The sequence below is a fragment of the Salisediminibacterium beveridgei genome, from assembly GCF_001721685.1.
GTDB classification, from domain to species: domain Bacteria; phylum Bacillota; class Bacilli; order Bacillales; family Salisediminibacteriaceae; genus Salisediminibacterium; species Salisediminibacterium beveridgei.
Genome location: NZ_CP012502.1, coordinates 3,278,635 through 3,304,395, shown reverse-complemented (window position 1 = coordinate 3,304,395; position 25,761 = coordinate 3,278,635). Strand labels below are relative to the sequence as shown.

Below are 25,761 nucleotides of genomic sequence, written 5' to 3'. Positions count from 1 at the left end.
GAGACCAGAATGGTTATGAAGGAGTTTTCCATGAGTCACAGTGAGAAGCAAGTGGACAAAATAGTGAATACCGTAACAGATTTAACAGACCGATTCCGGGAGAACTTCGGGGAGAAGCCCGTGATCTATGATGCGTATGAAGAAGAAATACTCGATCACGCCCTTCCAAGGAGTGGGGAAAGTGATCAATACGAGTTTTTCTTAAATGACAATTATCAGTTTTATCTGATCCTTTTTGGTACAGTCATCTTGCCGTTGTTCTTGTACTTCTATTACAGAGAATGGATTGCTGACACCTTTGGCTGGATTACCTTTCCTCTGCTGGCTGTAGGCGGGTTACTGATTTATTTGTTCTCGAAAACGATTATTCTAAAGGTGATTCACGCCAACAGACGAAAACAGCGGAACGCTTATTGGTGTGATGTGCGAAGAAATTGCACGAACCAGGCAGAGCGGATGGAGCGATTGATCCAGAATCAAAACAATCAGAAGCATTCTGAACGTCGGGTTGAAAAGTTGACCATTGAGGAAGTCAAAGACGGCTCCGGTAAGTTGCCTGTTATCTCGGCGCTGGATGAAACCGGTCAAGGCTATGAACTCGACGTGCCAGGCGCTCTCGGTGCCTTCCTGGAGCGTGTGATGGGAAAGGGCAAGTCCGTCGTCATCGAGAATCCCGTCACATCAGGCAAAAGCCTTTCAGCAACCCAGCTGATTTCAAAGCGTTCACCAATGTTCGTGATGGATCGAAATGGAGAGAAATCACAGCTTGAAAAGGGTATGCTGTATGACCTCTACCACCGGCTGCATGTGGCATATTTGCTCAGTCACAAGGACGCGTGGTCGATCGTGAAGCAATACGAAAAAGAAGCCAAAAAACGGGAGGCGTAATATGGCGATTCACTGCAAAGTGATAGTACTGGCTGCCCTCGTGCTCGTTGGTGTGAGACCTGATTGAATCGATCCATAAGCCACACACACAGCCCAATGCGGTGAAGCTCTTCCGCAATGGGCTTTTTTCATTTATGACGACTTTTCCATTAATTCATCCAGCGCATCCAGGAATTCAGACGTGTGGGTGTGGTGGATTTTATGACCGCCATTTTCGATCAGGAGGTATGTGGAATCTGGTAATGCTTCATGGAGACGCTCCCCGTCTTGTTTGTGATCGAGTATTTGATCCTGATCGCCAAACAGAATCGTGACAGGTGTCTGGATTTTCGCATAGTGGTTCTGAATCCCTGTAACGGAGTCATACATGTGTGCCAATTCGTGAGCGGTGGCGGTGAACTGCTTTGGCCTTAAGTATAAGGATGACATGACGTTTACATAGGTTTCAGGCGCGTCAGCCGGGTGGAAGGCCTGGTCATAGATGTTGTCCGCCATCATGCCTCCCAACGGATAGATGACGGTGTTGGTCAGTAAGGGGCCGATGACCGGATACCTGGGCAAGGCATAAAAGCTTTCCGTAGGCGGCTCATCCTGATAGGCTACCCCGGCAAGCGACAGGGCGCCCCGGACTTGTTCGGGATAATCCAGCAGGTATTGAAGCATCACGGCACCGCCGTAGGAATGACCCACGATGACGGGGTTTTCGATTTCCAGTTCAGAGAGGGCATCGTTTACAATGCGGGCTTGCTGCTTCGTACTGAAATGTTCCGGGTTGCTGCTTTTTGTATACCCGTATCCGGGGCGGTCAATGGCAATTACGTCATAGTCCTTGGCCAGTTCATCCATCACTGACAAGGTGAATTCCTGCAAGGTGCCGTCTCTTCCGTGAAGCAGGACGACGGGGTCCCCGGATCCTTCCCGGACATAGTGCACATCCAGTTCGCCATTCAATACGGAAACAACGTCACCTGCCGGGGGAATCGCCTGTTCCACCTGTTTCGTCTTCCAGGTGGTATAGCCAAACAGCACCAGGAAGATCACGGAAACGATAAGTATAAACGCGATAATGATCTTGATCAGCATGTTTGGATGCCTCATTCCATGTCACTGATCCATATCCGGATCTCATCTGCAATGGTCTCGGGCTGATTGAGATGGATATAATGATCGCCTTCGAATACTTCACTGGCACCACCGGTTTCTTCAGCGAGGGATTGAATAAAGGGCTTGCCGTCCTGATTTTCACTGGCAATGGCTGCATAGAACGGGATGTCCGGGATCTCTGCATCCAAAACGGTGGCCACATTGTCCGTCAGCTTGTCGGCTTCGTTGCCCATATTGGTTGTCTGGACCCGCCGGAGGAAGAGGGTTCTCGCGACTTCGGCATCGTCGTCTGAGAGCAGGCCTTTCGCCATGGCATCGAAATTCTCGTCAAAGACTTCCGGTTGCTGGCGCATGAGTCCGGAGCGGGCGAGAAACGTTACGGCGCCTGACAGCGAAGGCGATTCGCCTTTTTCCTCATAATACTCAGGTGTCAGTGGATCGAGACCGATCATGCCGGTGACTTCATCCGGATACGTCTGTGACCAGTGCAGGGCTTCGATCCCAGCCATGGAATGACCGGCGATAACAAAGGGTCCCTCTTCACCGGCTTGGGCCAGTGCGGTTCGTGTTTCATCCACAACCGTCCGGATGTCCCTGTCGTGATCGGTCACGTCGCTCCAGCCGTAGCCAAAACGTTCGACGATGACGGTGCGGTAGTCGTCTTTCAATTCGTTCGTCAGTGCCTGAAAATCATAAACCGGCGAAGGCGTGCCGAATCCGGCCAAAAAGATGACCGTTTCCTCCCCTTCTCCTTCTGCATAGACGTGCATCGTATGCCCGTCATCATGAACCTCCACCAGTTCACCAGGCGCCGGGTAGTGCTCCTTTTCTTCGGCAACCGCATCCCGGTGCTCCAGGTAACTTCCGCCAACAACAAACACGGCAGCGGCCACCACGATCACGGGGATCAAAATCAGACTCCATTTCATCACTTTTTTCATTTCGGATCTCTGCCTTTCCATAACTTTTATTTGAATCTATGATACCGCAAAATGATCATTTTGACAGGTCACCTCCGTCATCGAAGTAGATGACTTAAGTCATGATCGTAAAGCGGTCTATGTTGCTGTTCTGTTTTACAGAAATCTGTCGAAGAAAGCGGTTTAGATTTTTGGTTCGTGGTAAAATAAAAATATAAAAAACAGAAGAGGAGGCTTGGAAATGGCTAAAACAAACACACCATCTTTTGTTATTTCGCTTGTATTAGACCTCGAAAAACAACAGAAAAAAGACTTCATTATCTCCACAATCAACAAAGAGTCCGAAATCAATCGGCAACTGTACAACGCTTGTTTGGGCGAGCTTTTAAAGCGAGAAAAACAAGTGAAACGAAGAAGAATATACAAGAAACTTGTTCGTCAAAATCGCGCCATTTCCAAACAAATCTCCTTGTTCGAAGAAATAATGAAAAAAGATAAAACAAATGATGCTTATAAAAAATCGATGAAACATTATCGCAACGAAAAAAAGGCTGTCATGGAACAAATCTTCGATTTGCAAAAGGAATGTGGCCTCTCCGAATATAGTATGCACGAATACATCAAACCGATGCGAAGTCATTTTCACAACAAATTGAACAGCATTGTTGCTCAAAAAACAGCAACTAAAGCTTGGAACACATTTCGTAAAAAACTGATAGGTGAAGCAAAGAAAGTCCGTTTTATTCCGAGAGGTGAGTCCGTTTCTTTCGAAGGGAAAAACAACGCTACAGGTTGGCGTTTTTCCGAAGGAAAAATCGTGTATCAAAAGTTGAATGTTCCACTCAAAGTGAAAGAAAACGACTTATACATGCAGGAAGCTTTATCTCGAATCGAACACGAAGAAGAATTCGCCTACACAAATGCGGATGGTAAAAAGTTGAAATCCAACTGCAAAGTCAAATACGTCCGGATTTTGAAAAAAGAAATAAGGGGAAAAGAGCGCTACTTTGCACAACTGGTATGCCAAGGGTATCCACCGGTTAAGAAGGATGGGTCGGGAAAAGAAAAATATCCTCTCGGAAAAGGGCGAGTAGGCGGGGATATTGGTACATCGACCATGGCGTTTGTCGGTGATAAACAACTTTCGTTGTTTAATTTAGGCGAACAAATCAAACAGATTGACGATGTTGAAAGAAAAATCCAACTCCTCCAACGGTCACTAGACCGTTCAAAGCGAGCGACAAGCCCGGACTATTTTGACGACAAAGGCCGGATAAAGAAAGGCAAGAAAACATGGGTCTACTCGAACCGTTATAAGCGAAACAGACAAAAACTCCATGAGCTGCAACGTAAAGTAGCTGTATATCGAAAACTGAGCCACCAATACATGGCGAATCGCATCAAGTTATACGGCAATGAGTTCTATATTGAAAAAATGAACATTCGCGGATTGCAAAAGCGAGCAAAGGAAACAACAATCAGCGAAAAAACAGGCAAATACCAAAAGAAAAAACGGTTTGGGAAAAGCATTGCCAACCGAGCACCGTCCTCTTTCATCAGCATTTTGAAAGACAAGGTTAAAAACAGTGGTGGTTCATTCGAAGAAGTGAATACGACCACCTTTAAAGCAAGTCAGTATAACCACAAAACTGGCGAGTGTACGAAAAAACCTTTAGCGCAGCGTTGGCATCTGTTCGACGAAGGCGATGAAAAAGTTCAACGAGATTTATATTCAGCGTTTCTTTTGAAAAACAGCAAAGCAAACAAGCAAACGCCTAACAAAACGTTATGCGATAAGACGTATAAAAGCTTCAAGGAACTTCACGACGAAGAAATCAAAAAAATTGAAAGCATGAAAAATGTTGTCTTAAACTCTGGAATCAAAAGCGCAATATAAACAGAAGCACCCAATAAGCCGTTTGACTAGACGGGGTTCGCGAGAACCAAAAGATGCAACCGATAATGGAAACAGTGGTTTCTTTGGTTGCGAACGGTTCCTACCGAGAAGAGAACAGTGCCTTAACCCGGACCGTCGATGATTCATCGAGTGGTGAGCAAAACCTTGTTTTGCGTACGGTTAAAAAGACAGACCCGAAGGTCTGTCTGGAGAACTCTTTATTGGTATTGGAACCCCACGGCTTTAGCCGTGGGAGCAGTCAGGTATGACGATGACGCAGACAGTACACTCATTCAAACGTTGGAAACAGCGATTGAGGAGGACTTCGGCCTGCAGCTGAAACTGCTCGTTCGTTCGATGGATGAGATGAACAGGGTCATGGAAGCTCTCCCTTCGTCATGGAAGAGCGATCAGGAGATGAAAAGTGACTTGCTCTTCCTGTGGGAGGAGATTGACGATGAATCTGTTTTGGAAAAACTGGTCATCAGGACGGACATCGATACGGTGCACTATGTCCCCGGGGCAGTTCTCTGGTCCATTGACAGAAAGGATGCGACGAAAACCGGTCTGGTAAAGCTGGCGGGTACAAACCTGTACAAACAGATGACGGTACGAAATGTGAATACCACCCGGAAGATTTACGAGATGATGGAACAATACGCCTAACCTTTTTTATATTGAGGGTAAGGCGTATTGTTCTATTTATTACATGCTGGTCACGATTCTTCAATACTCATAAAATAACAGTAATGCTTGTTCATACAAAGTGTCTCTATTATTAAATTGCAATCATATGTTCCTGTGAATTATAATGAATTTATCGAAAATATCGTTTCATGTTTCATGAAAATTGAATATAGAATTGGAGGGAGTTATATATGATATAATGACATGGAGAAGAAAGCATCTGTGGTGTCAATTAGTGATGAAAAGGGCATAGATCATGTTGATTTGCTAAGAACAGCCTTAATTAACGAAGCCAAATTTAATCGTAATGGCAGAGTAAAACTCACCTTCTTTCTTAAAGCGTTGCAATATTTGGGGTATATCGATAAAAGTGAACTTCAAAACCATAAAACGACTCTGACTATTGTGATAGATGGGGTTAGCCAAACTGAACATTTTTTGTTGGTTAAACCTCTATCCAAACAACCGATTTATGAATTAAGAATTTCTTTGCCGCAGTTGCATTGTTGGATCAGGGCTACATTTTTTCCGAAGTATTATCATAACCAGCTGTATTATTGCTTTGCGAAAGGATTTGTAAAAACCAGGAATCCAGACTATGATCCGACGAACGATATGATCCAACAAACTTACCTGATGTATAAGAAGGTGCAAAGAGATCCGGGTAAGTATTTATCTTCATGATGAGGAGGAGAATTTCATGAAAGATTTATCGAGAATTGAGGATATTTCCTTGGAAGTTCCTGAGCTTGATCAGCAAATTTCAGGGCTCGGCTCAGTATTTGGAGAAATAATATTTTCACATCGAATGGAAAAAAAATTGACGCAAAAAGAGTTGGCTCATAAATCCGGATTAGGTGTAAAAACGATATACAGAGCTGAGGGAGGATCGAGCAACATCGGCATCGTCACGTATGAAACGATCTTTAAGGCGCTGGATATTGAGGTGTCGGATTATGCAGATCTCTTTCATCGATCTTTATTGGCATTGGAAAAGAAAGACGATGTTATGCATACTTCAAAGTAAACGAAAAAGACCTGACCCCGGTTGCAGCTAAGTTTTATCGCAACCGAAGTCAGGTCTTTTGGGTTTTGGCACAGCCTGTGCCGTCAATTGACGCGTCAACCGCCGTCGATGCAGGTGACAGAAGAACTGCCGATGATGTGATTGAGTTCGGATAACATCGTTGTCAGCGCATCGCATTGCACGAAATGGAAGAGCGGCTGATTTGAGTCAGTGGGTATCTTGTAGCGATCGAGCACAGCTGTCGTTTCCGGCCAGCTGTCGACAATACCGGAAACCGGCATGTTGTCTGTAATGACCATGCGGCTCACCTCATTTCTTAAGCATTTGAACGTGATAGTTACCAGTCAGTAAACTCGTGAAATTCTATAATTCAAAAGTTTAAACAGTGCTTTAAGTGGTGGGTCGTTCCGTTCAGTATAACATGCATTGAAGTGATTGGCATAATCGACCAATGGCCTGTGATGTTGCACAAACACCCACACAACACAATGAAAGATGCTTCGTGAACATGGTATGCTATGATCAACCAGAAAAAGAAATTTGAGTATCTATTTAACAAAAGGAGATGTTTTCATGCTGTGGATTAGCACACAAAATCATAAAAGTGTCATGAATGTGAAAGAAATAACGGTCAAAGGAAAATACATTGAAGGGGTTATTGGAAGAAGCTTTTTTACGGAGTGGAGCAGGGTATTAGGGAAGTATGAGTCGCCCGAACGGTCAAAGGAAATCCTGGAGGACATTCATCTGGCTATCAAACAAGGGGAAGCCATTTTCCGTATGCCTGAAAAATAAGATTTTTAAATCATCAGCGAATCGTGAAGCAGTACTTTTGCATATCACTTTCTTTTAAAAAAATGAAACTTTTTCCTTTTACATCCAGTACCTAAAGAGAATACTTTTAGGAGGATGATGTATGAGCGAAATAGTATTGGACATTCAGTCACTCACGAAAACGGTACATAAGCAAAAAAACATTGTAGAAGATGTATCTTTTCAAGTCAAAAAAGGTGAAATTCTAGGGCTTCTTGGCCCAAATGGCGCCGGGAAAACAACAACGATCCGTATGATTGTCGGATTGATCAAAAAAACGAAAGGGACTGTTTTGATCAATGGTCATGACATGAATCAGGATAGCCATGTTTGCAAAGAGCAGATTGGCGCGATCGTGGAAAACCCTTCATTTTATGATTATATGAGCGGATGGAAAAACCTGCAGCAACATGCCCGAATGGCTTCAAATCCGGTCAGCAATGAAAGAATCGAGGAGATTGTCCGGCTGGTGCAGCTTGAGCATGCGATTGACGAAAAGGTGAAAAAATACAGTCTGGGCATGAAACAACGACTCGGTGTGGCGCAGGCGTTGCTTCATCAGCCATCACTCTTGATTCTGGATGAACCGACAAATGGTCTGGATCCGAAAGGCATTCGTGAATTAAGAGATTATTTACGTGAACTGACAAAGGCGGGGATTTCCACGCTCGTTTCTTCCCATCTGCTCTCCGAGATGCAGTTGATGTGTGACCGGGTCGTGATTATGGAAAAAGGTCGTCTCATTGATGAAACCGTGATTGGTGACTTGAATGAAGCAGACGAATCCGCAGCTCATGTTGTTGCGGTGCAGTGCGGTATCGGGCAACAAACACTGGCCAAAGAACTCATCGAAACGATACCGGGTGTGGAACTCCTGGAATTGGAAGGGGACCGAACGCTCCTGCTTCAAATGCAGGAAGACAAGATCCCATTTATGAACAAGCTTTTTGTCGATGCGGAAGTTGATGTGTTCGCCATTGAGAAAAAGAAAACGTCATTGGAAGAGAAGTTCCTGTCCCTGACCGCAAGAGAAAACGCCGAAGACACCCAGGAGGTGCAGTAATGCTGACATTGTTTAAAAATGAATGGATTAAGCTGTGGAATAAAAAGCAGACGTGGATCTTCACCATACTCATTTTAGCCATTACAATCGGCGTCTCACTGATTTTCCAGTCTTTTGTCCTGGATACGGCTTCAGAAAATGACGGGACCTGGGAGCAGGGACTGCAAGAAGAAATCGTCATGTATGAAGGCATTCTTGCAGATGAAGATTCAGAAGAGTGGCAAGTGGAAAATGCCGAAATGAACATTCAGCAGAATGAAGAATTGCTTGCTGCCGGAGTGAATCCAAATGAAGCCAACAATATGATTTTCCTGCATGAGAGTTTTCCAATCATTGCTTCGTTTATCACGCTGTTTTCTGTCATTGTAGCGAGTTCGATTGTCTCTGCTGAAATCGATCATGGGACGATGAAACATCTTCTTGTCAGGCCTTTTGCCCGTTGGAAGCATTTAGCGGCTAAGTTGCTGACGGTTTGTGGATTTTCACTGACTTTGATTGTGACTCTAGTACTGATGAACTTGCTAATGGGTACCCTATTATTCGGAACAGGCAGCTTCAGTTCGCAGATATCAGTGAATCATTTTGAGGCAGCGCCTTATATGTCCAGTGTGGACCAGATCTTGCCTGCACAAATCGGCCTTTATTTCATCAATGTCATCATGTTTATCATTATCTCTTTCTCGGTTTCAATTTTATTCAAGAGTCAGACGCTGGCAGTGGGGATTGGTATTTTCATTTTGTTTGGAACCAACATCGCTCAGACATTCAATGTCCTGTTTGCGGATTCAAGCTGGTACCAGTTTGTGATCTTGCCTCACCTGACATTACCTGAGTACGCTGTCCGTGATGAGATTATTCCGGGTGTGGGTCTGATGTTTTCGATTCTCATACTGACCTTATATGCCGCTGTATTTATCATCGCCAGCTTTACGTATTTTCAAAAAAAGGATTTTGCGGAGTAATCGTTGATTACAGGATACAAATCTATCAAAAAGAAGCGCTTATCAGCGAAAATAGATGGAGCGAAGACTTAAGTTGATGATGTATGCAAATAATGATGTAATATGCATATACAATCGAAATGAGGTGATATCATGGGGATAAATATCAGGCCATCAGCGGATTTAAGAAATCATGATCATGATATTTCCAAACAGTGCAAGGAAACAAGTGATGCAGTCATTATCACCGTAAATGAGCGTGGAGATACAGCCGTTCTTGATAATCAAATGAAGTCAGAATTGGCATTGCTTCGGACGCTGGCGGATGCAGAAGATGATGTCAAACACGATCGAACGGGATTGATGCAGCATTCTTTTGATGAGTTGAGGAATTCATTGTTTAAAAGGAGTAATGATTAAAAAAGATAAATCATTTGTAATTTAAGCGTCTGATGCCTTTGCAGAAATCCAAATCTGTACTGGAATCAGGCGCTTTTCCCTTGTTGAAAACCGGTTTCTGGTTTAGTATATAATCAAATGATTATATAAAGGGGTGGATACGGATGGCAGCTGAACTGGACCGGATGGTGGAGACGTTTGAACAGGAACTGAGGGGGTTTGTTTTCAAGAAGGTAGCGAATCCCCATGACGCAGAAGATGTCCTGCAGCACGTCTGGCTGAAGGCTCTGCAACAGCAGGACAAGATCGCGGACGTGGCCCATGTACGGGGGTGGCTCTACCAGATTGCAAGGCACACGGTGACGGATTATTACCGGAAAAAACGGATGGAAGTGCCCCGTGAACACGTCCAGGATGAACCGGGTCCTGTCACCTTTGAAGAGGCGGACAACGAGAACCTGGGCTGCGCTTCGTATATACAGAGAGAGCTTCAAAAGCTGCCTGAAAAGTATCAGTTGCCGTTCAGTCTGTATGTGGAGAAAGGATGGAAGCACAAGCAGATCTCGACGCATCTGGATCTTTCCCTGTCGGGCTCCAAAACACGGGTGCAACGGGCAAAAAGGCAGCTCAAGGATATCTTGCTGAATTGCTGCGATGTGGAAGTGGATGCTTATGGTAACGTCATCCGCTATGAGAAAAAACGTGTCTGCTGTGCGTAAATCTGCGACCCTTTTTGCCAGCATCCGTCTTCATTCATGAACGATCAAAAAGGAGGAATGACAGATGAAGGCAGATACGCAACGGAAAAACGTGCGAACGCGTTACAGCAGCATCGCGAAAACACAAGGTCAGGGGTGCTGCGGAGGTGACCAGCAGGCGGTGACACTGGCCAAAACGATGGGGTATCAGGACGCGGACCTGTCGGCAGGCGGGAGCGCAAATCTCGGGCTTGGGTGCGGAAACCCCACAGCCATCGCCAACCTTCAAGAAGGTGAAAGGGTCCTGGATCTCGGCAGCGGAGCAGGGTTTGACGCCTTTCTTGCGAGACAAAAAGTCGGTGAAGCAGGCAAGGTGATTGGCGTGGACATGACCCATGACATGATCGAGAAGGCGAGAGGACATGCCCGTGAACAAGGATATACGAATGTGTCTTTCCGGTTGGGTGAAATCGAACATCTTCCTCTGGCTGACCAGGAAGTGGACGTGATCATCTCCAACTGCGTCATCAATCTCTCCCCGGAAAAGGACAAAGTGATGCAGGAAGCCTTCCGGGTACTCAGACCAGGGGGACGGATCCACTTTGCGGACATTGTCAGACTCACCGGAACCGTGCCGGAAGATGCCTGGAAGGATCCGAACGTCAGTGACTGCACCATTGGGGCTGAAAGGGTGGAACATCTCGAAGAAATCCTGATGGAGGCGGGCTTCAAGGACATTCGCATCACCAAATCAGACACCAGCGATGACCTTTTGAACGCATGGGATGACAATGAACATGGCAAAAAAGAGATCGTGTCTGCTGTGATTGAAGCCGTGAAAGCGTAAAAATAATGCCTGACCCTCATGTGCTGTGAAACCCTGCCGCACAACGGGTCAGGCATTTTTAATACTACATAGTAAAGTTTAAGTTCGCTAAAGGAAAGTAGTATAAGTGCAACTAAGGCTTTCGCCATCTAAGCTTGGCGAAAAGCCAAGTTTTCTTTATTTATGATCATGAATTGTTTCACCGGCGATGGCTGTGAGATGCCATTTGTCGCCCAGTTGCTCAAAGGCGATCCAAAGTGACTGGAAATCTGCCCTGTTAAAATCTTCTTCATTGCCGGGATCATGCAACTCGACGAAGGTGGCATCGGGGTGGGCTTCTGTCAATGCGTCAAAGCCGGGGTCCGTAAGCTCTTTCCTGGCATCAGCCAGAAACGCGAAATCATCCATAAATTGTTCGGCGAATGCTGTGTAGGTTTCTTCAATTGGGCCCTCGGGACTGAAGGTGCCAAAATCATAGCGGGTATCGTCGTCTGCCAATCCGGCTGTCTCCTCAGCGGTAAATGCAGCATAGTTGTCACCCGCATCCCAGGATTGGGGATGGATCAGCAGCCCTTTTTCAGGGTGAACATACTCAGCTACGCGTTCCATGTCCTGCTCCTCGAGAGCGTCTGCCACTGATGCTGCTTTTTCGGTTATGGTGTCAGCTTGTTCATCTGGAAGCGGATGATTGATTTCCTCATCTGCATCATCGTTCTCTGCTTCCTCGTTGGTGTTGGTTTCGATCTCGCCGTTTTCTTCAACAGAAGAGGAGGCGTTTTGGTCTGTGGACTCTTCTGCGCCATTGCAGGCGACAAATACCAGTAACAAGGCACTGCTTGTAATCCATATCAGTCGTTTCATACGATCCCTCCTGATTCATTTATAAAGATGACATGGGTGCAAATGTAAATCATGAACGGTTTTGGTGCAATGACATTCATAAAAATTTCACTGGTGGCTAAAAAAATGAATGGTTACGATGTCAGCAGGGATGGAATTTTTCGTTTGATCCGCCTGACATTTGAACAACCTTTAAAAAAATCAATCGTTGCGACACTTTTTACAATCTGTATCGTCGAAGGGGGTAAAGAGAATGAAAGGCGGGGTGAAGATGACGGATGAAGAACTGGTTCAGGCCATTCTGGATGGCGATGATGAAGCGATGAAAGAGCTGCATGGACGCTATGTCCACGGCATCTTTCAGTATCTGTACATACAAATGAATGATTACCATGATGCCCAGGAGCTGTTGCAGGATGTGATGCATAAAGCAGCGAGGAAACTGGCGACATTCAAAGGGGATTCAACCTTTAAGACATGGCTGTTTGCGATTGCGAAGTACGCCGTGATTGATTACTACCGGACGCGCAATAAGAAAAGGCGTTCCACAGCCGTGGAGGACAGTACCCTGGAAGAAGTCGCGGAATCCGGTGAGTCCGCAGAGCGGACCGTGATGAGGCAAATGGAGACGGAATCGGTCATGACAACCATCAGTAACCTCCCGGAATCCTACCGGGACGTGCTGCATTTACGATTCGTGGAAGGGTTCTCCATTAAAGAGACAGCCAAGGTGATGGGCAAGACGTCGATGTCAGTCAAGGCGTTGCAAAAACGGGCCAGAGCAGAACTGGTCGACCGCATGGGAAATGAGGTGACGGCATATGAGTAAACGGCATCAGCAAAATCATGAATACGAACAGGATCGAGAGGTAGCGGAGCTGATGAAACAGATGCACCGTCCTCTTTCTGAACAGGCGGAGAAGGCAAGTCTGGAAGCCATGGCATCGGGTGTATCGGAGGCCCGTGCGGAACACGCCTCGATCAGCAAGTGGCAGCAGCGGAAAACGATGTTCATGGGAATCGGTGGAACCGTTACTGCCGCAGCACTTGGCGGACTGATCCTGATCAATACCGATTTTGTACAGGATGCGTTCCCGGGCTGGTTTGGGGACGGCACGGTGCCTGTGAATGAAGAGAATGAAGAAGAGAACGAAAACAATGACGAAACGGATAATGAACAAAACGATGAAAACCAGGAAGAACCGGTTGAAGAATCAGATCCGGAAGACATATCATTTCAAATGATCGATGACGAAGAAGCGGATGAACAGAACCGGCTTTTTGAACTGACTGTTGGTGAGGATACTTGGCAGGAATGGTTTACCCGAACGGATGCGAATCAGATTCAATTGACAGCCTTTACACCTGAAGACTGGGATGTCAACGAAGAGCAGGTGGAAGGTGACTTGACCCGTGATCGGGTGTCGTTGGACGGCAGAGTCCTGTTTGATTATTTACCATCAGGGGCAGACGGGGACGATGTGGCCACGGTGATCGATGACATTTTGCAGGAAAACGGGTTGGATGACGAAGAACGTGTAACGCTGAGTGAAGAGGAGGTCTCTGATTACAGCGTATTTGGCCACCATGATCCGTACGATATCGCAGGAGGCTATGTCGCAGCAGATGATGACGGAAAGCAGCTGACTGTCTTTCACGGAGAATTTCTCGGACGGGAGCTGATCATTACGAGCATCACAGATGAAAATCACCCGGAGACGGCACTCTATCAGGAAGCAGTTCTGGCACATACTGCCGTTCCATTTCCGGCCACGGTGCATGAGGAAGATCGGCCAGAAGATGAAGCAACCGGGAGAATGGAAGAGAAGACTGTTCTATCTCCTACGGCAGACTCGCCCATTGCAACGGACGTGGTGCTCTTCCGCGACGAGGAACTGGGCTTCAGCACCTATATCAGTGCGGACTTCTCCGTGAGCGAGGACCGCGATGGCCAGGTGAAGCAGTATCTCCTTGACGAGCAGGATGATCCCGCAGGCCAGATCAGCATCGGCATCTTTGACGAAGGTGTCACACAGGGTGAAGCCTGGACCTATATTCTCGATCACTATGCTTACGGGGAAAACATGCGGGACGAAACAGATGCAAACCGGATACCCGATTGGGCCGTCGATGTTTTTGAGAATAGAACGAACGAAAATGCTGAGATGGTCGGGTCCGTGAGACTGGGTGAACGAAACGGACGTTATTTCTATATCGAAAGACACTCGGAAAGCTGGGAAACTGCGGCGCATAGCCATTCACGCATGACCTCGATCATTGAAGACTTCTGGCAATGGGAGGACGGAGACCAACTGACTGACGAAGGATGATCAGGGTGTGCCTGACCCGTTTGGAGAAAGCGCTTCTCTGAGCGGAATCAGCCACTCTTTTCATGAGTTTTGAAAAGCAGATGGAGAGTGGCAAATATACGGAACAGAGGTAATCGAAACGGAATCGATTGATTAATGCAACCGGATGAAGGAAAGACTCCCCGGCCGCAGGAACAATGACCCCTTGTTCCTGCGGCCGGGCTTTTTTGGGATACGCAGAATCTAAACCGGTCAACTGGTGAACAATATGAGAAGAATAAACGCCCTTTATGGACAATCGAATCATTACATTTTACACTGTAGTTATCTACTATCTACGACCGTTTTCATCTGTTCCCATTTTCACCATGTTGTTTTATGAGGGGGGAGTTTCGACGGGGGATATTACCATTTGGTTGTCCTGGTGTTGAAGCGTTGCGAATTATGAATGATGTATTGTTTTCCATGGAGGAAATGAAGTCGATAATGATGAATTTTCCTCATCCATTTGTTGAGGTGACATACCAGGATCGCCATCATCAGCTTCCGACAGTCTCCTTCGTGAACCCAGCATTTAACGGGATGTTTCACCTGGCAGAACGTGACGCCAAATACAAACCCGCTTCTTTTCTCGTCGAGTTGAATCTGATTGAAGAAACGCTTCTTGATCATGCGCTTGATCGTGTGACAGGGACAGACGGCCCCATGATTCAGGAGAGCTACTGCAAACCCCTGGCCAAATGGTTCCATGTCACGATCTTTTTGATTTCTGAGAACAAGGTTGGGTTCATATTCCGGGGCGCTTCACCGGATATCATCGATAAGGAGAAGCTGGACACATTTTCTGGCAGTGATCCCCGGCTCGTTGAACAACTGAAAGCCTATTATACATATGATCCGTTAATCTATGGTGTGCTGGACAAAACAGCTGAACTCGAAACGTATTTTGAAAACACCCTGGATCTGTTAACGATCGTTTCTTTGGAAGGGGAAATTTTGAAGATTAACGGTGAATGGGAGCACAAATCAGGTTTTACGAAAGATGAACTGACGGGTCAAAAGATCATCGATTTTATTCATACTGAGGATTATGAAGCGACAAAAGAGCAATTCCAGACGCTTTATGACAATCAACGAATCGATGAATTTGTGAACAGGCTGGTGACGAAAAACAATGAGACCGTTTACCTTGAATGGCGTGCAACGCTTTTGGACGATTCGATTATCGCGGTTGCCCGTGACATCAGTTACCGTAAATCCCTTGAAAAGGAACTCCATGAACGGAATCAGCAATACCTGGATCTGGTTGAACAGGTTCCAGGAGCCATTTATCAATATCAGCTGAATCCCGATGGTCACCACTTTTTCCCGATTGCAAGCTCAGGGATCTGGGATATCTATGAAGTGACGCCCGAAGAAGCACAGAAATCTGCGGACAACGTGCTATCACGGGTGGCAAAATCGGACTATGAGAAGGTCGCGGCATCCATCACCCATTCGGCGAATACCCTGACCGTCTGGGAAGATACGCACCGGGTCAATCTGCCATCGCGGGGACAGCGCTGGCTAAGGGGTTATGCCAAGCCTGAGAAACATGAAGATGGCAAGATTATCTGGCACGGGTATATTCGCGATGTGACCGAACTGAAGGAAAACGAACGAACGCTCCAATCCGAACGGGAGTACTTCAAGACGACGCTTTTATCCATCAGTGACGGGGTCATCACAACCGATCTCAATGGAAATATTATTTTTATCAACCATATTGCCGAGTTATTAACCGGCTATTCTAAGTTATTCATCAAAGGAAAAGTGTTCAGCGAAGTCATTGCTCTCGTGGAAGACGAAACAGAGACGCCGCTTACCAATCCGGTGAAAGAAGTTATTTCCAAAGAGCAGGTGTATTCAACTGGAGATCATTCAGTGATGGTGCTGCCCGATGGCCGGAAAATCGGTATCGAAATGACGGCATCTCCACTTTTTGATGTGGATGACTATTTATCGGGTGTGGTTGTGGTCTTTCGTGATGTGACGGCACAGAGGCAGGAGAATAAAAAAATCCGGAAAATGACGTTTCACGACACGTTAACCGGGCTCTATAACCGTCTGTTTTTCGAGGAGGAACTGAAACGGCTGGATACACCGAGAAACTATCCGCTGGCCTTTTTATATATGGACGTGAACGGGCTGAAGCTCATCAATGATGTCTTTGGGCATGATTCCGGTGATGAGTTATTGAAGAGGGTGGCATCTGTCCTCAATGCAGCATGCCGTCATGATGACATTATTTCACGCGTGGGGGGAGATGAATTTATCATCATCCTGCCGAATACGCAGGAGCAGGACCTGATCACGATCCGCTCCCGGCTCACTGAATCCCTGCAAAACGAACACATTGAGCATATGAAACTGTCCGTTGCCCTGGGGTCATCGTTGAAAGCGAGCCCGCAGGAAGTGGTTGATCACCTCCTGGAAGAAGCCGAGGCGGATATGTATATGGACAAAATGACTAAGAAAAACCAACGTGAAAAAGAAGCATTTGAATCCCTTGCTTCCTACTTTTTCGAAACCTTCCCTGATGAAAAAAGGCACGGGGAAGAGGTTGAGAGGTACAGTGAAGCGATTGCCCGGCAATTGAACCTGCCTGCATGGCAAATCAACCGGATCCAAAAAGCAGCCCGCTATCATGATATCGGGAAATTGTCCTTACCGAAGGAACTGGTTAAAAGGACAAAGGAATTCGATGACCAGCAGTGGCAGGAATTCATGCGGCATCCGGAAAGCGGGTATCATATACTGAGTAATATCAGCCATTACAAAGATGTTGCCGACGCGGTACTGGCGCATCATGAACGTTATGACGGCAACGGTTATCCGAGACAGCTGAAAGGTGATGAGATCCCGATTGAAGCGCAGATCATCAGTCTCGCGGAGCTTTACGATATCATGACCAAAGAGATGACAGACGGTGAAAAACGTGCCATCGATCAGGTTGAAAAGGCGTTAAACATCACACGTGATAAACAGTTCCGAGCGGATATCGTCGATGCGTTCATGGACATCATTGATTGGAATACAGGGGAGATCATTGCATCACAAATTAAAAACCATTGATCAACGTGCCTGGCCTTTCCCAGGCACGTTCTTATTGCTCTCTTATTTCTCTAGAATCCCGTTCAGGTAGATGTCGAAAAATTGTTCGCTGAACTCTTTCAGGTCATATTGATCCATCACTTCAGGCTGGTTGATAAAGAGCTCCTTGATGGCTTTTCTTACTGAAAAGGTGTAATGAATAAGGACATCCGGGTCGATATCGATGCGAATGATCCCGTCGATTTTTGCCATGCGCATGAGTTCGCGGAACAAAGGCAGCCGTTTCGTCATGACCCAGTCGTTGTACTGCCTGACCAGATCCGGATAGATGCTGTTCAATTCCTTCAGAAAGTCCGATTGGAACAGTTGCTCATAGTGCTTCAGATCAAACACATCGAGAAACATCTCCTGAGTGAGTTCCGATGCTTTCGCTTCCTGCAGGGTGTTCTCTATTTTCGAGAGTGAAATGTGAAAAACCCTCTCCACCACATGGGTCACGATATCCTTTTTATCTGTAAAATGCTTATAAAACGTTGCTTTACTGGCACCGGCCTCGCGGACAATCTCTTCCACCGTGACGGACTGGATGCCTTTTTTGATGAGTAATTCTTCCGCCGCATCGAGAAGTTCAATGCGCTTCAGCGATTTCCGCCCGCCTGATTGCTTAGCCATGACAGAAACTCCTTCCTGGTTTTAAATCGTCTTGTTTATCGGTTCTTCGTCCTTTGCTTTTTCTAACAGGACAACCTGTCCGGTACTCCCGTTCACCGTCACTCTGTCACCGGTATGGAGCTTCTCGCTGATCCGTTCAACCCCGGCCACCGCCGGAATTCCGTATTCTCTCGCAACAATCCCGCCGTGGGATCCGGTTCCCCCGGTCTCCATGATCAGCCCGCCGGCACGGAGGAACAGCGGTGTCCAGCTCGGGTCTGTGCTGTGGGTCACGAGAATTTCCCCGTCCTTGAGCGTGGCTTTGGCCGGGTTGTGGATTACCCGGACCATACCGGTATATTCCCCGGAAGCGATTGGAAAACCCGTTAGTCCGTCATCGGTCTCGGCGATGTCGGTGCTCTCATACATCGTCTCTCCAGTGTTTGTCATATAGCGGGGCACGGTTTTGATCTCTTTTTGCTGCTCAAAGGCGGCCTTCCGCTCCGCTACAAGGTCAAAGAAAGACCCTTGCGGATTCAGAATGTCGGTTCGATTCAAAAAAGCAATATCTTCTCTCGACAGGATCACTCCGTGTTGTACGAGGATGTCCCCTGCTTCCAGGAGGATGGAGCGGACCAGGGCAAAGGAGCGGACCAGATCAAATTTCGGCAGTTCCCGGAGTCCAAGCAGGCTCCGGATGTAGTGGCAGTCTTTCTGGATTTTGTTTGCTGCCCGTTTGCCCTTCTCGTCTTTGACCTGTCTGGTAATGGTCAATGCAGCTTCCTCCGCTTCCCGCTGGCGTCTCTCCAGCTTGTCGTACAGTGCTTTAGTATCTTGCTCCATGAAAGCGTGGATCAGATTCAAAATATAGCTTGGGTCTTCATGCCAGTTGGCAATGCCAACGTCCAGTTCCACATTGGAGCGGTGCCCGAACTCGTCCAGAAACGACTGGATTTTCGGATCGGATTCGTCCGGTGTCACCCCGGCATCTTTATAATCACAGGCCAGTCCGACAAGCTGATGCCCCATCTGTGTTGTGGGACTGTTCGGCAGTGCCTGGATAACGGTATGGAGAAGACGGTCATCACCGAGCCATGCGTTCAATCGTTTTTCAGCTCTTTTTTCCGCAAGCATCCCGGGCACCATGTAGGCGCACTGATGAAGAATCACGCGCATGGCGTTTTCCATGATGGTATCCACGACAGCGATTTTTTCCGGGATGGTTTTGGCTTTTAAAGCCTGTCTGTTCATCCGTTTCAGATGACCCTCAGCCAGCTTCTTTGCCCGTGTTTCCGCTTTCTCCGGACTGATCATCGCCCCGAAAACCCGGACAGCCATCCGGATACTCACTGCAAAAAGCCGGGGCGGGAGCTTGAGGCGGCCTTTTTTCGACGCCAGTTCCGCTTCGTTTCGTGCGACGAACGCCATCATGACCTTTCCGGCAACGGGGTCCTTTAACGAAAAGCTGTCCGCCATCTTTTTCGCCCGCTTCGGGTTACGGATCAGTTCGGTGAAGTCCCAGTAAATCCGGCCGGCGGCGGTCTTGAATCCTTTCGGTGATTTACCGGGGTTGACCCCAAGTGCCTTCAGAGCGCCCCACATCTCAAGTTTCTGCACGTCGATGCCGAGAGGTGTGAAAGGGACACTGATCCCTTGCGAGACCCGGGTGAATGAAAAGTAAAAACAAAGTCCCTCTTCTATGGGATCATTGCCGTCCACCAGGGGATGAAGTCCGGTGAGGGGGCGCGCCTGGACGATATGAATGTCCCCGTCCCGCCCGAGTACCCATTCGGTGTCCATCGGTTCCTGATAATAACGGTACACGGCACCAGCGAGTTCATGCAGCTTTTTCAGCTCGATGTCAGTGAGGCTGGCCACTGTCTGCTGGTTTTCAGGGACTTCGGTTTGCCGGTTGCCGCTCTCTGTCCGGATGATCTGGACAGTTTTCCTGGCAATTCGAGATGACACGACGGTGCCGGTCTGTTTATCCAAGATGAACTGATCCGGTGTAACAGCGCCTGAGACAACGGCTTCGCCCATGCCCCAGGACGCATTGATAAACAGCTGATCCCGGCGGTTATTCAGGGGGTTTGCCGTGAACATGACTCCGGCTGCGTCACCGTCTGCCATGCACTGGACCACGACGGCCAGGGAGAGTGACGGGAAGGACTGGGGGATCCTGTTGTTGATTCTGTAGGAAATGGCCCGGGCGTTCCAAAGGGAAGCCCAACAGTTTTTTACAGACTGAAGGAGTGCGTCTTCACCTTCTACATTGAGGAAGCTGTCGTGCTGTCCCGCAAAAGATGTTTCGGGCAAGTCTTCTGCCGTGGCGGAAGAGCGGACGGCCACGAGCGGCTGGGGGAGTTCATGATAATGTTCGATAATCAGTGAACGAATTTCATCAGGAACGTCTGCTTTTTGGATCGACTGCTGAATGGTTTCGGCAGCCTGATCCAGTCCGGCCATGTCGGCGGCCTGGACATGTTCGACTGCTTCGGCAATTCCCTTGGCCAGACCGTTCTGTTCAATAAATGCGTTATAGGCTTCGGTTGTCAGGATAAAGCCATCAGGCACGTTCAGCCCTGCTGCAGTCATCTGGACGAGATTCAATCCTTTTCCTCCGGCGGCCTTCAGGCTCACGGCTTCCCGGGTATGGAAATGAATGATCATGACGCGCACCTCACTTCGGTTTTGATACTTCCAGTATACAATGAACGGGCATAAAGATAAACGAATTATTTTAAAATCGTTTACTTAATGAATTTTCAGTAACAAAAATAAAAACGGCTTATCAAATCGTGATCATCCTGATTTGGCAGTGTCGTGACGGAGAGGGAATTCAATGATTGTTGATTAATTCACAGATTTCACACATTTGACAAAAGATCGTGATTTGATCAGGGACAAACCATGCTACACTTTTTATGCAAGTAACTATAGTAAGGGGTTTTACATTGCTGGAGTAAAAAGGTTGCCTGCGAAAATGGTTACTGATTCCAGGATGTGAATTCGAGTCGTTGTTATGTCCGACAAATCAGCACGTTGAAAAATGTGGCGTCAATTTAGGGTGAGAGGGGATTGTTCGTATGAAAAAGTGGATGTTATTGATAGGGAGTTCTGCAGTAATACTCGGAGGATGTGGCAGTTATGATGCCAGCAGTGAGCCATTGCCGTATGAGGATAATGCAGGGGGGGCTGAAAACGAGCCTGATGAAGAGAATAACGACAATAATTCAGATGAAGCTTCAGAGGAAATGGATCTTGATCTGACTGATGGCGTTTATGAAACAACGGGGGAAGGCTATAACGACGATATCGTCGTTGAAACCACCATCGAAAATGGTGAAATTACAAACGTTGAGATCCTCTCCCATGATGAATCAGACGGGATCAGCGATGACGCCATCAACGATCTTCCTGACCTGATTGTGGAGAATAACAGCGCCAATGTGGACGGCGTGTCCGGCGCCACTTACAGTTCTGGAGGAATCATCAGTGCTGTGGAAGCGGCTTTGGAAGAAGCAAGTGGTGAGGCGGTGTCCCAAGACGAAGATATGGAACTGACAGACGGCGTCTTTGAAACGTCTGCTGAGGGTTATAATGACGACATTGTCGTGGAAACAACCATCGAAGACGGTGAAATTGTAAGCGTGGAGATTCTGTCGCATGACGAATCAGACGGCATCAGCGATGAAGCAATTGAAGATCTTCCAGGAGTCATTGTGGAAAACAACAGTACCGATGTGGATGGCATGTCTGGAGCTACGTTCAGTTCAGAAGCAATATTGAAGGCTGTTCAGAAAGCCCTTGAAGAATCTGCCGGTGGTTCAGAAGAAGCCGCAGGGGATATGGAAGATGGCGTGTATGAAACAACTGCTGAAGGTTATAACGACGATATCGTCGTAGAAACAACCATCGAAGGCGGTGTTATCACTAACGTGGAGATTCTATCCCACGATGAATCAGACGGGATCAGTGATGATGCGATCAACGATTTGCCGGACGCCATTGTGGACAATAACAGTGCGGATATCGACGGAGCATCTGGCGCAACATACAGCTCTGAAGGAATTTTAATTGCAGTTCAAGAAGCGATGGATCAAGCCACAAAGTAACGTATGGAAAAACTGAAAAACAAAAGTGCCTGACTCCTGTTGCGGTCGTGTTTCACCGCATGGTGGTCAGGCACTTTTTTTCGGCTGAATAAAATCATCCGCCGGGAACTTTCGTTCGGTGACAATGACTGTCACCCTTTTATGTAGGATAAGAGTTGCGTCATCACAATTGTACGATACTTGTTGAGAGGGGGAAGGTTGATGAATAATTGTACTTCGTCACGAGGCAGGCAAATACGCATTGCTTAAACGTATTCTGTCAAGGATGACTTCACTGGTCCAGCAGTGTGAGTTGGAATGGTGGACTTGAAGCTCTGGACGCAGCGTTTACAAATTTTAAATAAGAGGTGAATCAGTTGACTAATGTGTTTAAAAGCAGCAGAGCAAGGGCAGGCATCCTGTCATGGACGAAAATGATCTTTCCGGACCGGGTGGAATTATCAAATTCCGCTGTCCTGGTGACAAAAAAGAAATTCTTCGGATTGACCAGCACGAGTGAGGAAGTATCCTATAAACGGATCGCTTCGGTCAGATTAAACAAAGGCTTGATTTCCGGGAACGTTGTGATCGAGACGGCCGGGGGATCGGTCAATGACATCGAAGTAAAAGGGTTTAAGAAAAAAGTGGCTTCCAAACTGCAGGCACGATTAAAAGAATCTATTTCCAAGGAATAATCGAGAAACCATCCGCATCTCTGCCTGACCCCGATCGCTAATGCCTTTAGCGGAGAGGGTCAGGTTTTTCTGTTTAATTGACTTTCCGGTACTGGCCGGGGGATTTGCCGTAGTGGTGCTTGAATACCCGGTGAAAATACACATATGAGCCGAATCCGCAGCTGTCTGCAATGTGCTCGAGGGTCATGGAGGTATACTGCATTTGATTGACCGCCATATTCAGGCGGATTTCCTGGGCATAATCGATCATCGATTGCCCGGTGTGTTCTTTGAACAGATGGGAGGCGCGTGACACGCTCAGTCCGACGGAAGCTGCCACATCCTCCACCTGGAATCTGGTGGCGGCAAGCTCCTCGATGCTGCGCATCATTTTCGTGACGATAAACGGGCGCTCCCCTGACACATAGCCTTCCGTGACAGACTGTTTCAAGATGACGAGCAGGGCTTTGAACAGATAGACGGATAGATCAGGTGTCTCACCGGCATCCGGCCGGCGCTGTTCAATGGACAAGTGACGCCAGAGGGAAAGGAGTTTGTCATCGAGGCGGATGTTATGCACCACGGGAAGACCGGCGTGGTTGAACCACTCGGACACCCATGAACCGTCACAGAAAATATGATAATCGGTACTGTCTTGACCGGGCGGGATATCAATGCTGTAATCAGCCCCCTTTCGACCGAGGTAGAGATCGCCAGGGGAAATGGCATACGTTACCCCGTCAGAGCGAATCGTGGCATTTCCTTCCACCTGCAGGCGGATCAGGTATTGTTCAAGCGGAGTTTTACGATCTTCGTGGTAGCCTTTTCGGTGATGGGCATAGCCTGAAAATCGGATTCTGACCGTCATGGGTTTTGCCTCCTTTTGCGGATGATTAAGCGTGAATCAAAACGAATAGCAGGATTGTTTATGTTATTAGTATATTGTCTATTCTCAATGAACGCAAACTCCGGTAGTATGAACAGCATAATCATATACATGGTAACGGATTCAAAACAAGGAGGAATGACTTAACATGACAATACAAGCGAAGAAATCGATTCAATTGTTTACATTCATGGCGGAAATGGCAGAGGACGCAGCCGGAACACTCGAGAAGGTGAAAGAACTCGGGTTTGATGGCGTCGAGCTGGCAGGCTACGGCAATCTGGATGCGGATACGTTCCGTGCGAAAGTGGAGGAGCTGGGGCTTGAAGTCTCCTCAGCACACGTACCGCTGGAGCAGTGGAGAAACGATGCAGATACCGTTTTAAAAGAGCTTAAGGTGATGAACTGCTCGTATGTGGCGATTCCGTATCTGGATGATGAGGAGCAAAATGAAACCGGGTATCAAAACCTGATTGCGTTCATGAACGAACTGGCTCCGAAAGTGAAAGACTACGGCATGACCCTTTGCTACCACCATCATGATTTTGAACTGCAGCATACGATGGCAGACGGGCGGTCCGCTTTGAAAGCGATTCTGGAAGACACGAAAGAAGCCGGCGTACTCCCGGAATTCGATGTGTACTGGCTTCAAAAAGCCGGTGAGAATCCGCTGGACTGGGTGAAGGCGTATAAAGACCAATTGAAAGTGATCCATATGAAAGACATGACCACGGATGGCAAGGCCTTTTTTGCTGAACTGGGTACCGGCGGTGTCGATGTCAAAGGGCTGTTGGATGAACTGCAGTCGTCTTCATTGGAATGGCTGATCGTCGAGCAGGACAAGACGACGAAGACCCCCTATGAGAGCGTGAAGGAAAGCATGACATTTTTAAATCGATATGAGGAGGCAACAACATGAAAACCATTCAAGCAGGAATCATCGGATGCGGAACGATTGCGAAATTCAGACATTTACCGGAATACGACCAGGAAAAAGGCGTGACCATCAAAGCCGTCTGCGACCTGAACAAAGAGCGTGCAGAAGGCTATGCAAAAGAGTTCGGTGCGACAGCGTACACGGATTTTGAAAAGTTATTGGAAGATGACGAGATCGACGTGGTCAGCATTTGCACGCCAAATGCGCTGCATGCACCGATGACCATCAAAGCACTGGAAAAAGGCAAGCACGTCCTCTGCGAAAAGCCGATGGCTACAGGCAGTGAAGAGGCGCAGGCGATGATCGATGCCGCGAAGAAAGCAGGCAAACTGCTCATGATCGGCCACAACCAGCGGTACACGCCTTCTGCGCAAAAAGCCAGGGAACTCTTGCAGTCAGGAGCACTCGGCAAAGTGTTCAGCTTCCGCACCACCTTTGGACATGACGGTCCGGAAGGATGGAGTGTGGAAGGCAAGGACACCTGGTTCTTCAACAAGGACATGGCTTTCATCGGCGCGTTGGGTGACCTCGGTGTCCATAAAACGGACATGATGCGCTATGTGCTGGATGAAGAGTTCACGGAAGCGGCGGCCATGGTGGAGACCTTGGTCAAGAAAGCGGATGTGGATGATTCAGCGGTCTGCCTCTTAAAGAGTGAGAGCGGCGTGATCGGCACGATGACAGCAAGCTGGACATACAACGCCCAGGAAGACAATTCCACCGTCATTTACGGGGAAAAAGGGATGCTTCGCCTCGAGGACGACCCAACGGATTCGGTTATTTTGCAGTATGCCACAGGTGAGAAGATCAAGTATGAACTTGGCGGCATTCAGACGAATGATGAAGACGGACAGGTGAACAGCGATGTGATCCATCAGTTTATCACCGCTGTGCGTGAAGGGAAACCGTCACCGATTTCCGGTGAAGAAGGAAAGAAATCCCTCGAAGTCATTTTGGCGGCACTGGAATCCAATCAGACGAAATCAATCGTAAAGATCAATTCTTAATACACGG

At 47.4% G+C, this 25,761-nt stretch carries 27 protein-coding genes; 20 read left to right on the top strand and 7 right to left on the bottom strand.

Annotated features, from left to right (window positions below):
- The first annotated feature begins 30 nt into the window (after positions 1-30).
- Complete coding sequence (locus BBEV_RS15545) at positions 31-888, top strand: hypothetical protein (protein ID WP_069366297.1); 858 nt, start codon at positions 31-33, stop codon at positions 886-888.
- 132 nt (positions 889-1,020) lie between these two features.
- Here the strand turns inward: BBEV_RS15545 and BBEV_RS15540 are convergent, their stop codons facing one another.
- On the bottom strand, positions 1,021-1,971 hold the full coding sequence (locus tag BBEV_RS15540; protein WP_069366296.1) for an alpha/beta fold hydrolase: 951 nt from the start codon (positions 1,969-1,971) through the stop codon (positions 1,021-1,023).
- Positions 1,972-1,982: 11 nt separating this feature from the next.
- Positions 1,983-2,933, bottom strand: a complete 951-nt coding sequence (locus tag BBEV_RS15535; RefSeq protein WP_069366295.1) for an alpha/beta fold hydrolase — start codon at positions 2,931-2,933, stop codon at positions 1,983-1,985.
- A gap of 220 nt (positions 2,934-3,153) precedes the next feature.
- On the opposite strand from BBEV_RS15535, the gene BBEV_RS15530 reads away from it, so the two are divergent.
- From BBEV_RS15530 to BBEV_RS15510, 5 genes are all read left to right on the top strand, one after another.
- Positions 3,154-4,809, top strand: a complete 1,656-nt coding sequence (locus BBEV_RS15530) for a hypothetical protein (protein WP_069366294.1) — start codon at positions 3,154-3,156, stop codon at positions 4,807-4,809.
- 53 nt (positions 4,810-4,862) lie between these two features.
- Entirely contained in the window at positions 4,863-5,078 is a 216-nt protein-coding gene (locus BBEV_RS17865; protein WP_232318210.1) for a hypothetical protein, read from the top strand.
- Positions 5,059-5,475 (top strand): DUF1697 domain-containing protein, encoded by a 417-nt coding sequence (locus BBEV_RS15520; RefSeq protein ID WP_069366292.1) that lies wholly within the window; start codon positions 5,059-5,061, stop codon positions 5,473-5,475. Before BBEV_RS17865 ends, BBEV_RS15520 begins: the two co-directional genes overlap by 20 nt.
- Before the next feature lie 225 nt (positions 5,476-5,700).
- Positions 5,701-6,180 (top strand): hypothetical protein, encoded by a 480-nt coding sequence (locus tag BBEV_RS15515; protein WP_069366291.1) that lies wholly within the window; start codon positions 5,701-5,703, stop codon positions 6,178-6,180.
- 16 nt (positions 6,181-6,196) lie between these two features.
- Complete coding sequence (locus BBEV_RS15510) at positions 6,197-6,523, top strand: helix-turn-helix domain-containing protein (protein WP_069366290.1); 327 nt, start codon at positions 6,197-6,199, stop codon at positions 6,521-6,523.
- 95 nt (positions 6,524-6,618) lie between these two features.
- Here BBEV_RS15510 and BBEV_RS15505 read toward each other — a convergent pair whose 3' ends face one another.
- Positions 6,619-6,822 (bottom strand): hypothetical protein, encoded by a 204-nt coding sequence (locus BBEV_RS15505; RefSeq protein WP_069366289.1) that lies wholly within the window; start codon positions 6,820-6,822, stop codon positions 6,619-6,621.
- A gap of 274 nt (positions 6,823-7,096) precedes the next feature.
- Here BBEV_RS15505 and BBEV_RS15500 point away from each other — a divergent pair, with 274 nt between their 5' ends.
- The 6 genes from BBEV_RS15500 to arsM all read left to right on the top strand — a co-directional run bounded on the left by BBEV_RS15500 (position 7,097) and on the right by arsM (position 11,284).
- On the top strand, positions 7,097-7,318 hold the full coding sequence (locus tag BBEV_RS15500) for a hypothetical protein (RefSeq protein WP_069366288.1): 222 nt from the start codon (positions 7,097-7,099) through the stop codon (positions 7,316-7,318).
- A 121-nt stretch (positions 7,319-7,439) separates the two neighbouring features.
- Entirely contained in the window at positions 7,440-8,399 is a 960-nt protein-coding gene (locus tag BBEV_RS15495) for an ABC transporter ATP-binding protein (RefSeq protein ID WP_069366287.1), read from the top strand.
- Positions 8,399-9,361 (top strand): DUF2705 family protein, encoded by a 963-nt coding sequence (locus tag BBEV_RS15490; protein WP_069366286.1) that lies wholly within the window; start codon positions 8,399-8,401, stop codon positions 9,359-9,361. Before BBEV_RS15495 ends, BBEV_RS15490 begins: the two co-directional genes overlap by 1 nt.
- A 132-nt stretch (positions 9,362-9,493) precedes the next feature.
- Entirely contained in the window at positions 9,494-9,760 is a 267-nt protein-coding gene (locus BBEV_RS15485) for a prevent-host-death protein (protein ID WP_069366285.1), read from the top strand.
- A gap of 143 nt (positions 9,761-9,903) precedes the next feature.
- Positions 9,904-10,458 (top strand): sigma-70 family RNA polymerase sigma factor, encoded by a 555-nt coding sequence (locus tag BBEV_RS15480; protein WP_069366284.1) that lies wholly within the window; start codon positions 9,904-9,906, stop codon positions 10,456-10,458.
- 64 nt (positions 10,459-10,522) lie between these two features.
- Entirely contained in the window at positions 10,523-11,284 is a 762-nt protein-coding gene (gene arsM, locus BBEV_RS15475; RefSeq protein ID WP_069366283.1) for an arsenite methyltransferase, read from the top strand.
- Positions 11,285-11,440: 156 nt separating this feature from the next.
- Here arsM and BBEV_RS15470 read toward each other — a convergent pair whose 3' ends face one another.
- Complete coding sequence (locus tag BBEV_RS15470; RefSeq protein ID WP_069366282.1) at positions 11,441-12,124, bottom strand: hypothetical protein; 684 nt, start codon at positions 12,122-12,124, stop codon at positions 11,441-11,443.
- 51 nt (positions 12,125-12,175) lie between these two features.
- Between BBEV_RS15470 and BBEV_RS15465 the strand changes: the two genes are divergently transcribed.
- From BBEV_RS15465 to BBEV_RS15450, 4 genes are all read left to right on the top strand, one after another.
- Positions 12,176-12,385: a hypothetical protein gene (locus BBEV_RS15465; protein ID WP_069366281.1), complete on the top strand. Its 210-nt coding sequence runs from the start codon at positions 12,176-12,178 to the stop codon at positions 12,383-12,385.
- A complete protein-coding gene (locus BBEV_RS15460) occupies positions 12,357-12,932 on the top strand; it encodes an RNA polymerase sigma factor (RefSeq protein ID WP_232318208.1) in 576 nt (191 codons plus the stop codon). Before BBEV_RS15465 ends, BBEV_RS15460 begins: the two co-directional genes overlap by 29 nt.
- Positions 12,925-14,433, top strand: a complete 1,509-nt coding sequence (locus BBEV_RS15455) for a hypothetical protein (RefSeq protein ID WP_069366280.1) — start codon at positions 12,925-12,927, stop codon at positions 14,431-14,433. Before BBEV_RS15460 ends, BBEV_RS15455 begins: the two co-directional genes overlap by 8 nt.
- A gap of 423 nt (positions 14,434-14,856) precedes the next feature.
- Entirely contained in the window at positions 14,857-17,526 is a 2,670-nt protein-coding gene (locus tag BBEV_RS15450) for a sensor domain-containing diguanylate cyclase/phosphohydrolase (RefSeq protein ID WP_198155023.1), read from the top strand.
- A 42-nt stretch (positions 17,527-17,568) separates the two neighbouring features.
- Here BBEV_RS15450 and BBEV_RS15445 read toward each other — a convergent pair whose 3' ends face one another.
- Together BBEV_RS15445 and BBEV_RS15440 are read right to left on the bottom strand one after the other, a co-directional pair.
- Positions 17,569-18,177: a TetR/AcrR family transcriptional regulator gene (locus BBEV_RS15445; RefSeq protein WP_069366278.1), complete on the bottom strand. Its 609-nt coding sequence runs from the start codon at positions 18,175-18,177 to the stop codon at positions 17,569-17,571.
- 21 nt (positions 18,178-18,198) lie between these two features.
- Positions 18,199-20,826 (bottom strand): PEP/pyruvate-binding domain-containing protein, encoded by a 2,628-nt coding sequence (locus BBEV_RS15440; protein WP_069366277.1) that lies wholly within the window; start codon positions 20,824-20,826, stop codon positions 18,199-18,201.
- A gap of 416 nt (positions 20,827-21,242) precedes the next feature.
- Here BBEV_RS15440 and BBEV_RS15435 point away from each other — a divergent pair, with 416 nt between their 5' ends.
- A complete protein-coding gene (locus BBEV_RS15435; protein ID WP_069366276.1) occupies positions 21,243-22,271 on the top strand; it encodes an FMN-binding protein in 1,029 nt (342 codons plus the stop codon).
- Between the two features lie 365 nt (positions 22,272-22,636).
- Entirely contained in the window at positions 22,637-22,945 is a 309-nt protein-coding gene (locus BBEV_RS15430; RefSeq protein WP_232318338.1) for a PH domain-containing protein, read from the top strand.
- Positions 22,946-23,018: 73 nt separating this feature from the next.
- Here the strand turns inward: BBEV_RS15430 and BBEV_RS15425 are convergent, their stop codons facing one another.
- The gene (locus BBEV_RS15425; RefSeq protein ID WP_069366274.1) at positions 23,019-23,792 is read right to left on the bottom strand and encodes a helix-turn-helix domain-containing protein; all 774 of its coding nucleotides are present in this window, start codon (positions 23,790-23,792) and stop codon (positions 23,019-23,021) included.
- A 166-nt stretch (positions 23,793-23,958) separates the two neighbouring features.
- Between BBEV_RS15425 and BBEV_RS15420 the strand changes: the two genes are divergently transcribed.
- Together BBEV_RS15420 and BBEV_RS15415 are read left to right on the top strand one after the other, a co-directional pair.
- On the top strand, positions 23,959-24,729 hold the full coding sequence (locus tag BBEV_RS15420) for a sugar phosphate isomerase/epimerase family protein (protein ID WP_069366273.1): 771 nt from the start codon (positions 23,959-23,961) through the stop codon (positions 24,727-24,729).
- Positions 24,726-25,754 (top strand): Gfo/Idh/MocA family protein, encoded by a 1,029-nt coding sequence (locus BBEV_RS15415; protein ID WP_069366272.1) that lies wholly within the window; start codon positions 24,726-24,728, stop codon positions 25,752-25,754. Before BBEV_RS15420 ends, BBEV_RS15415 begins: the two co-directional genes overlap by 4 nt.
- The last annotated feature ends 7 nt before the right edge of the window (positions 25,755-25,761 follow it).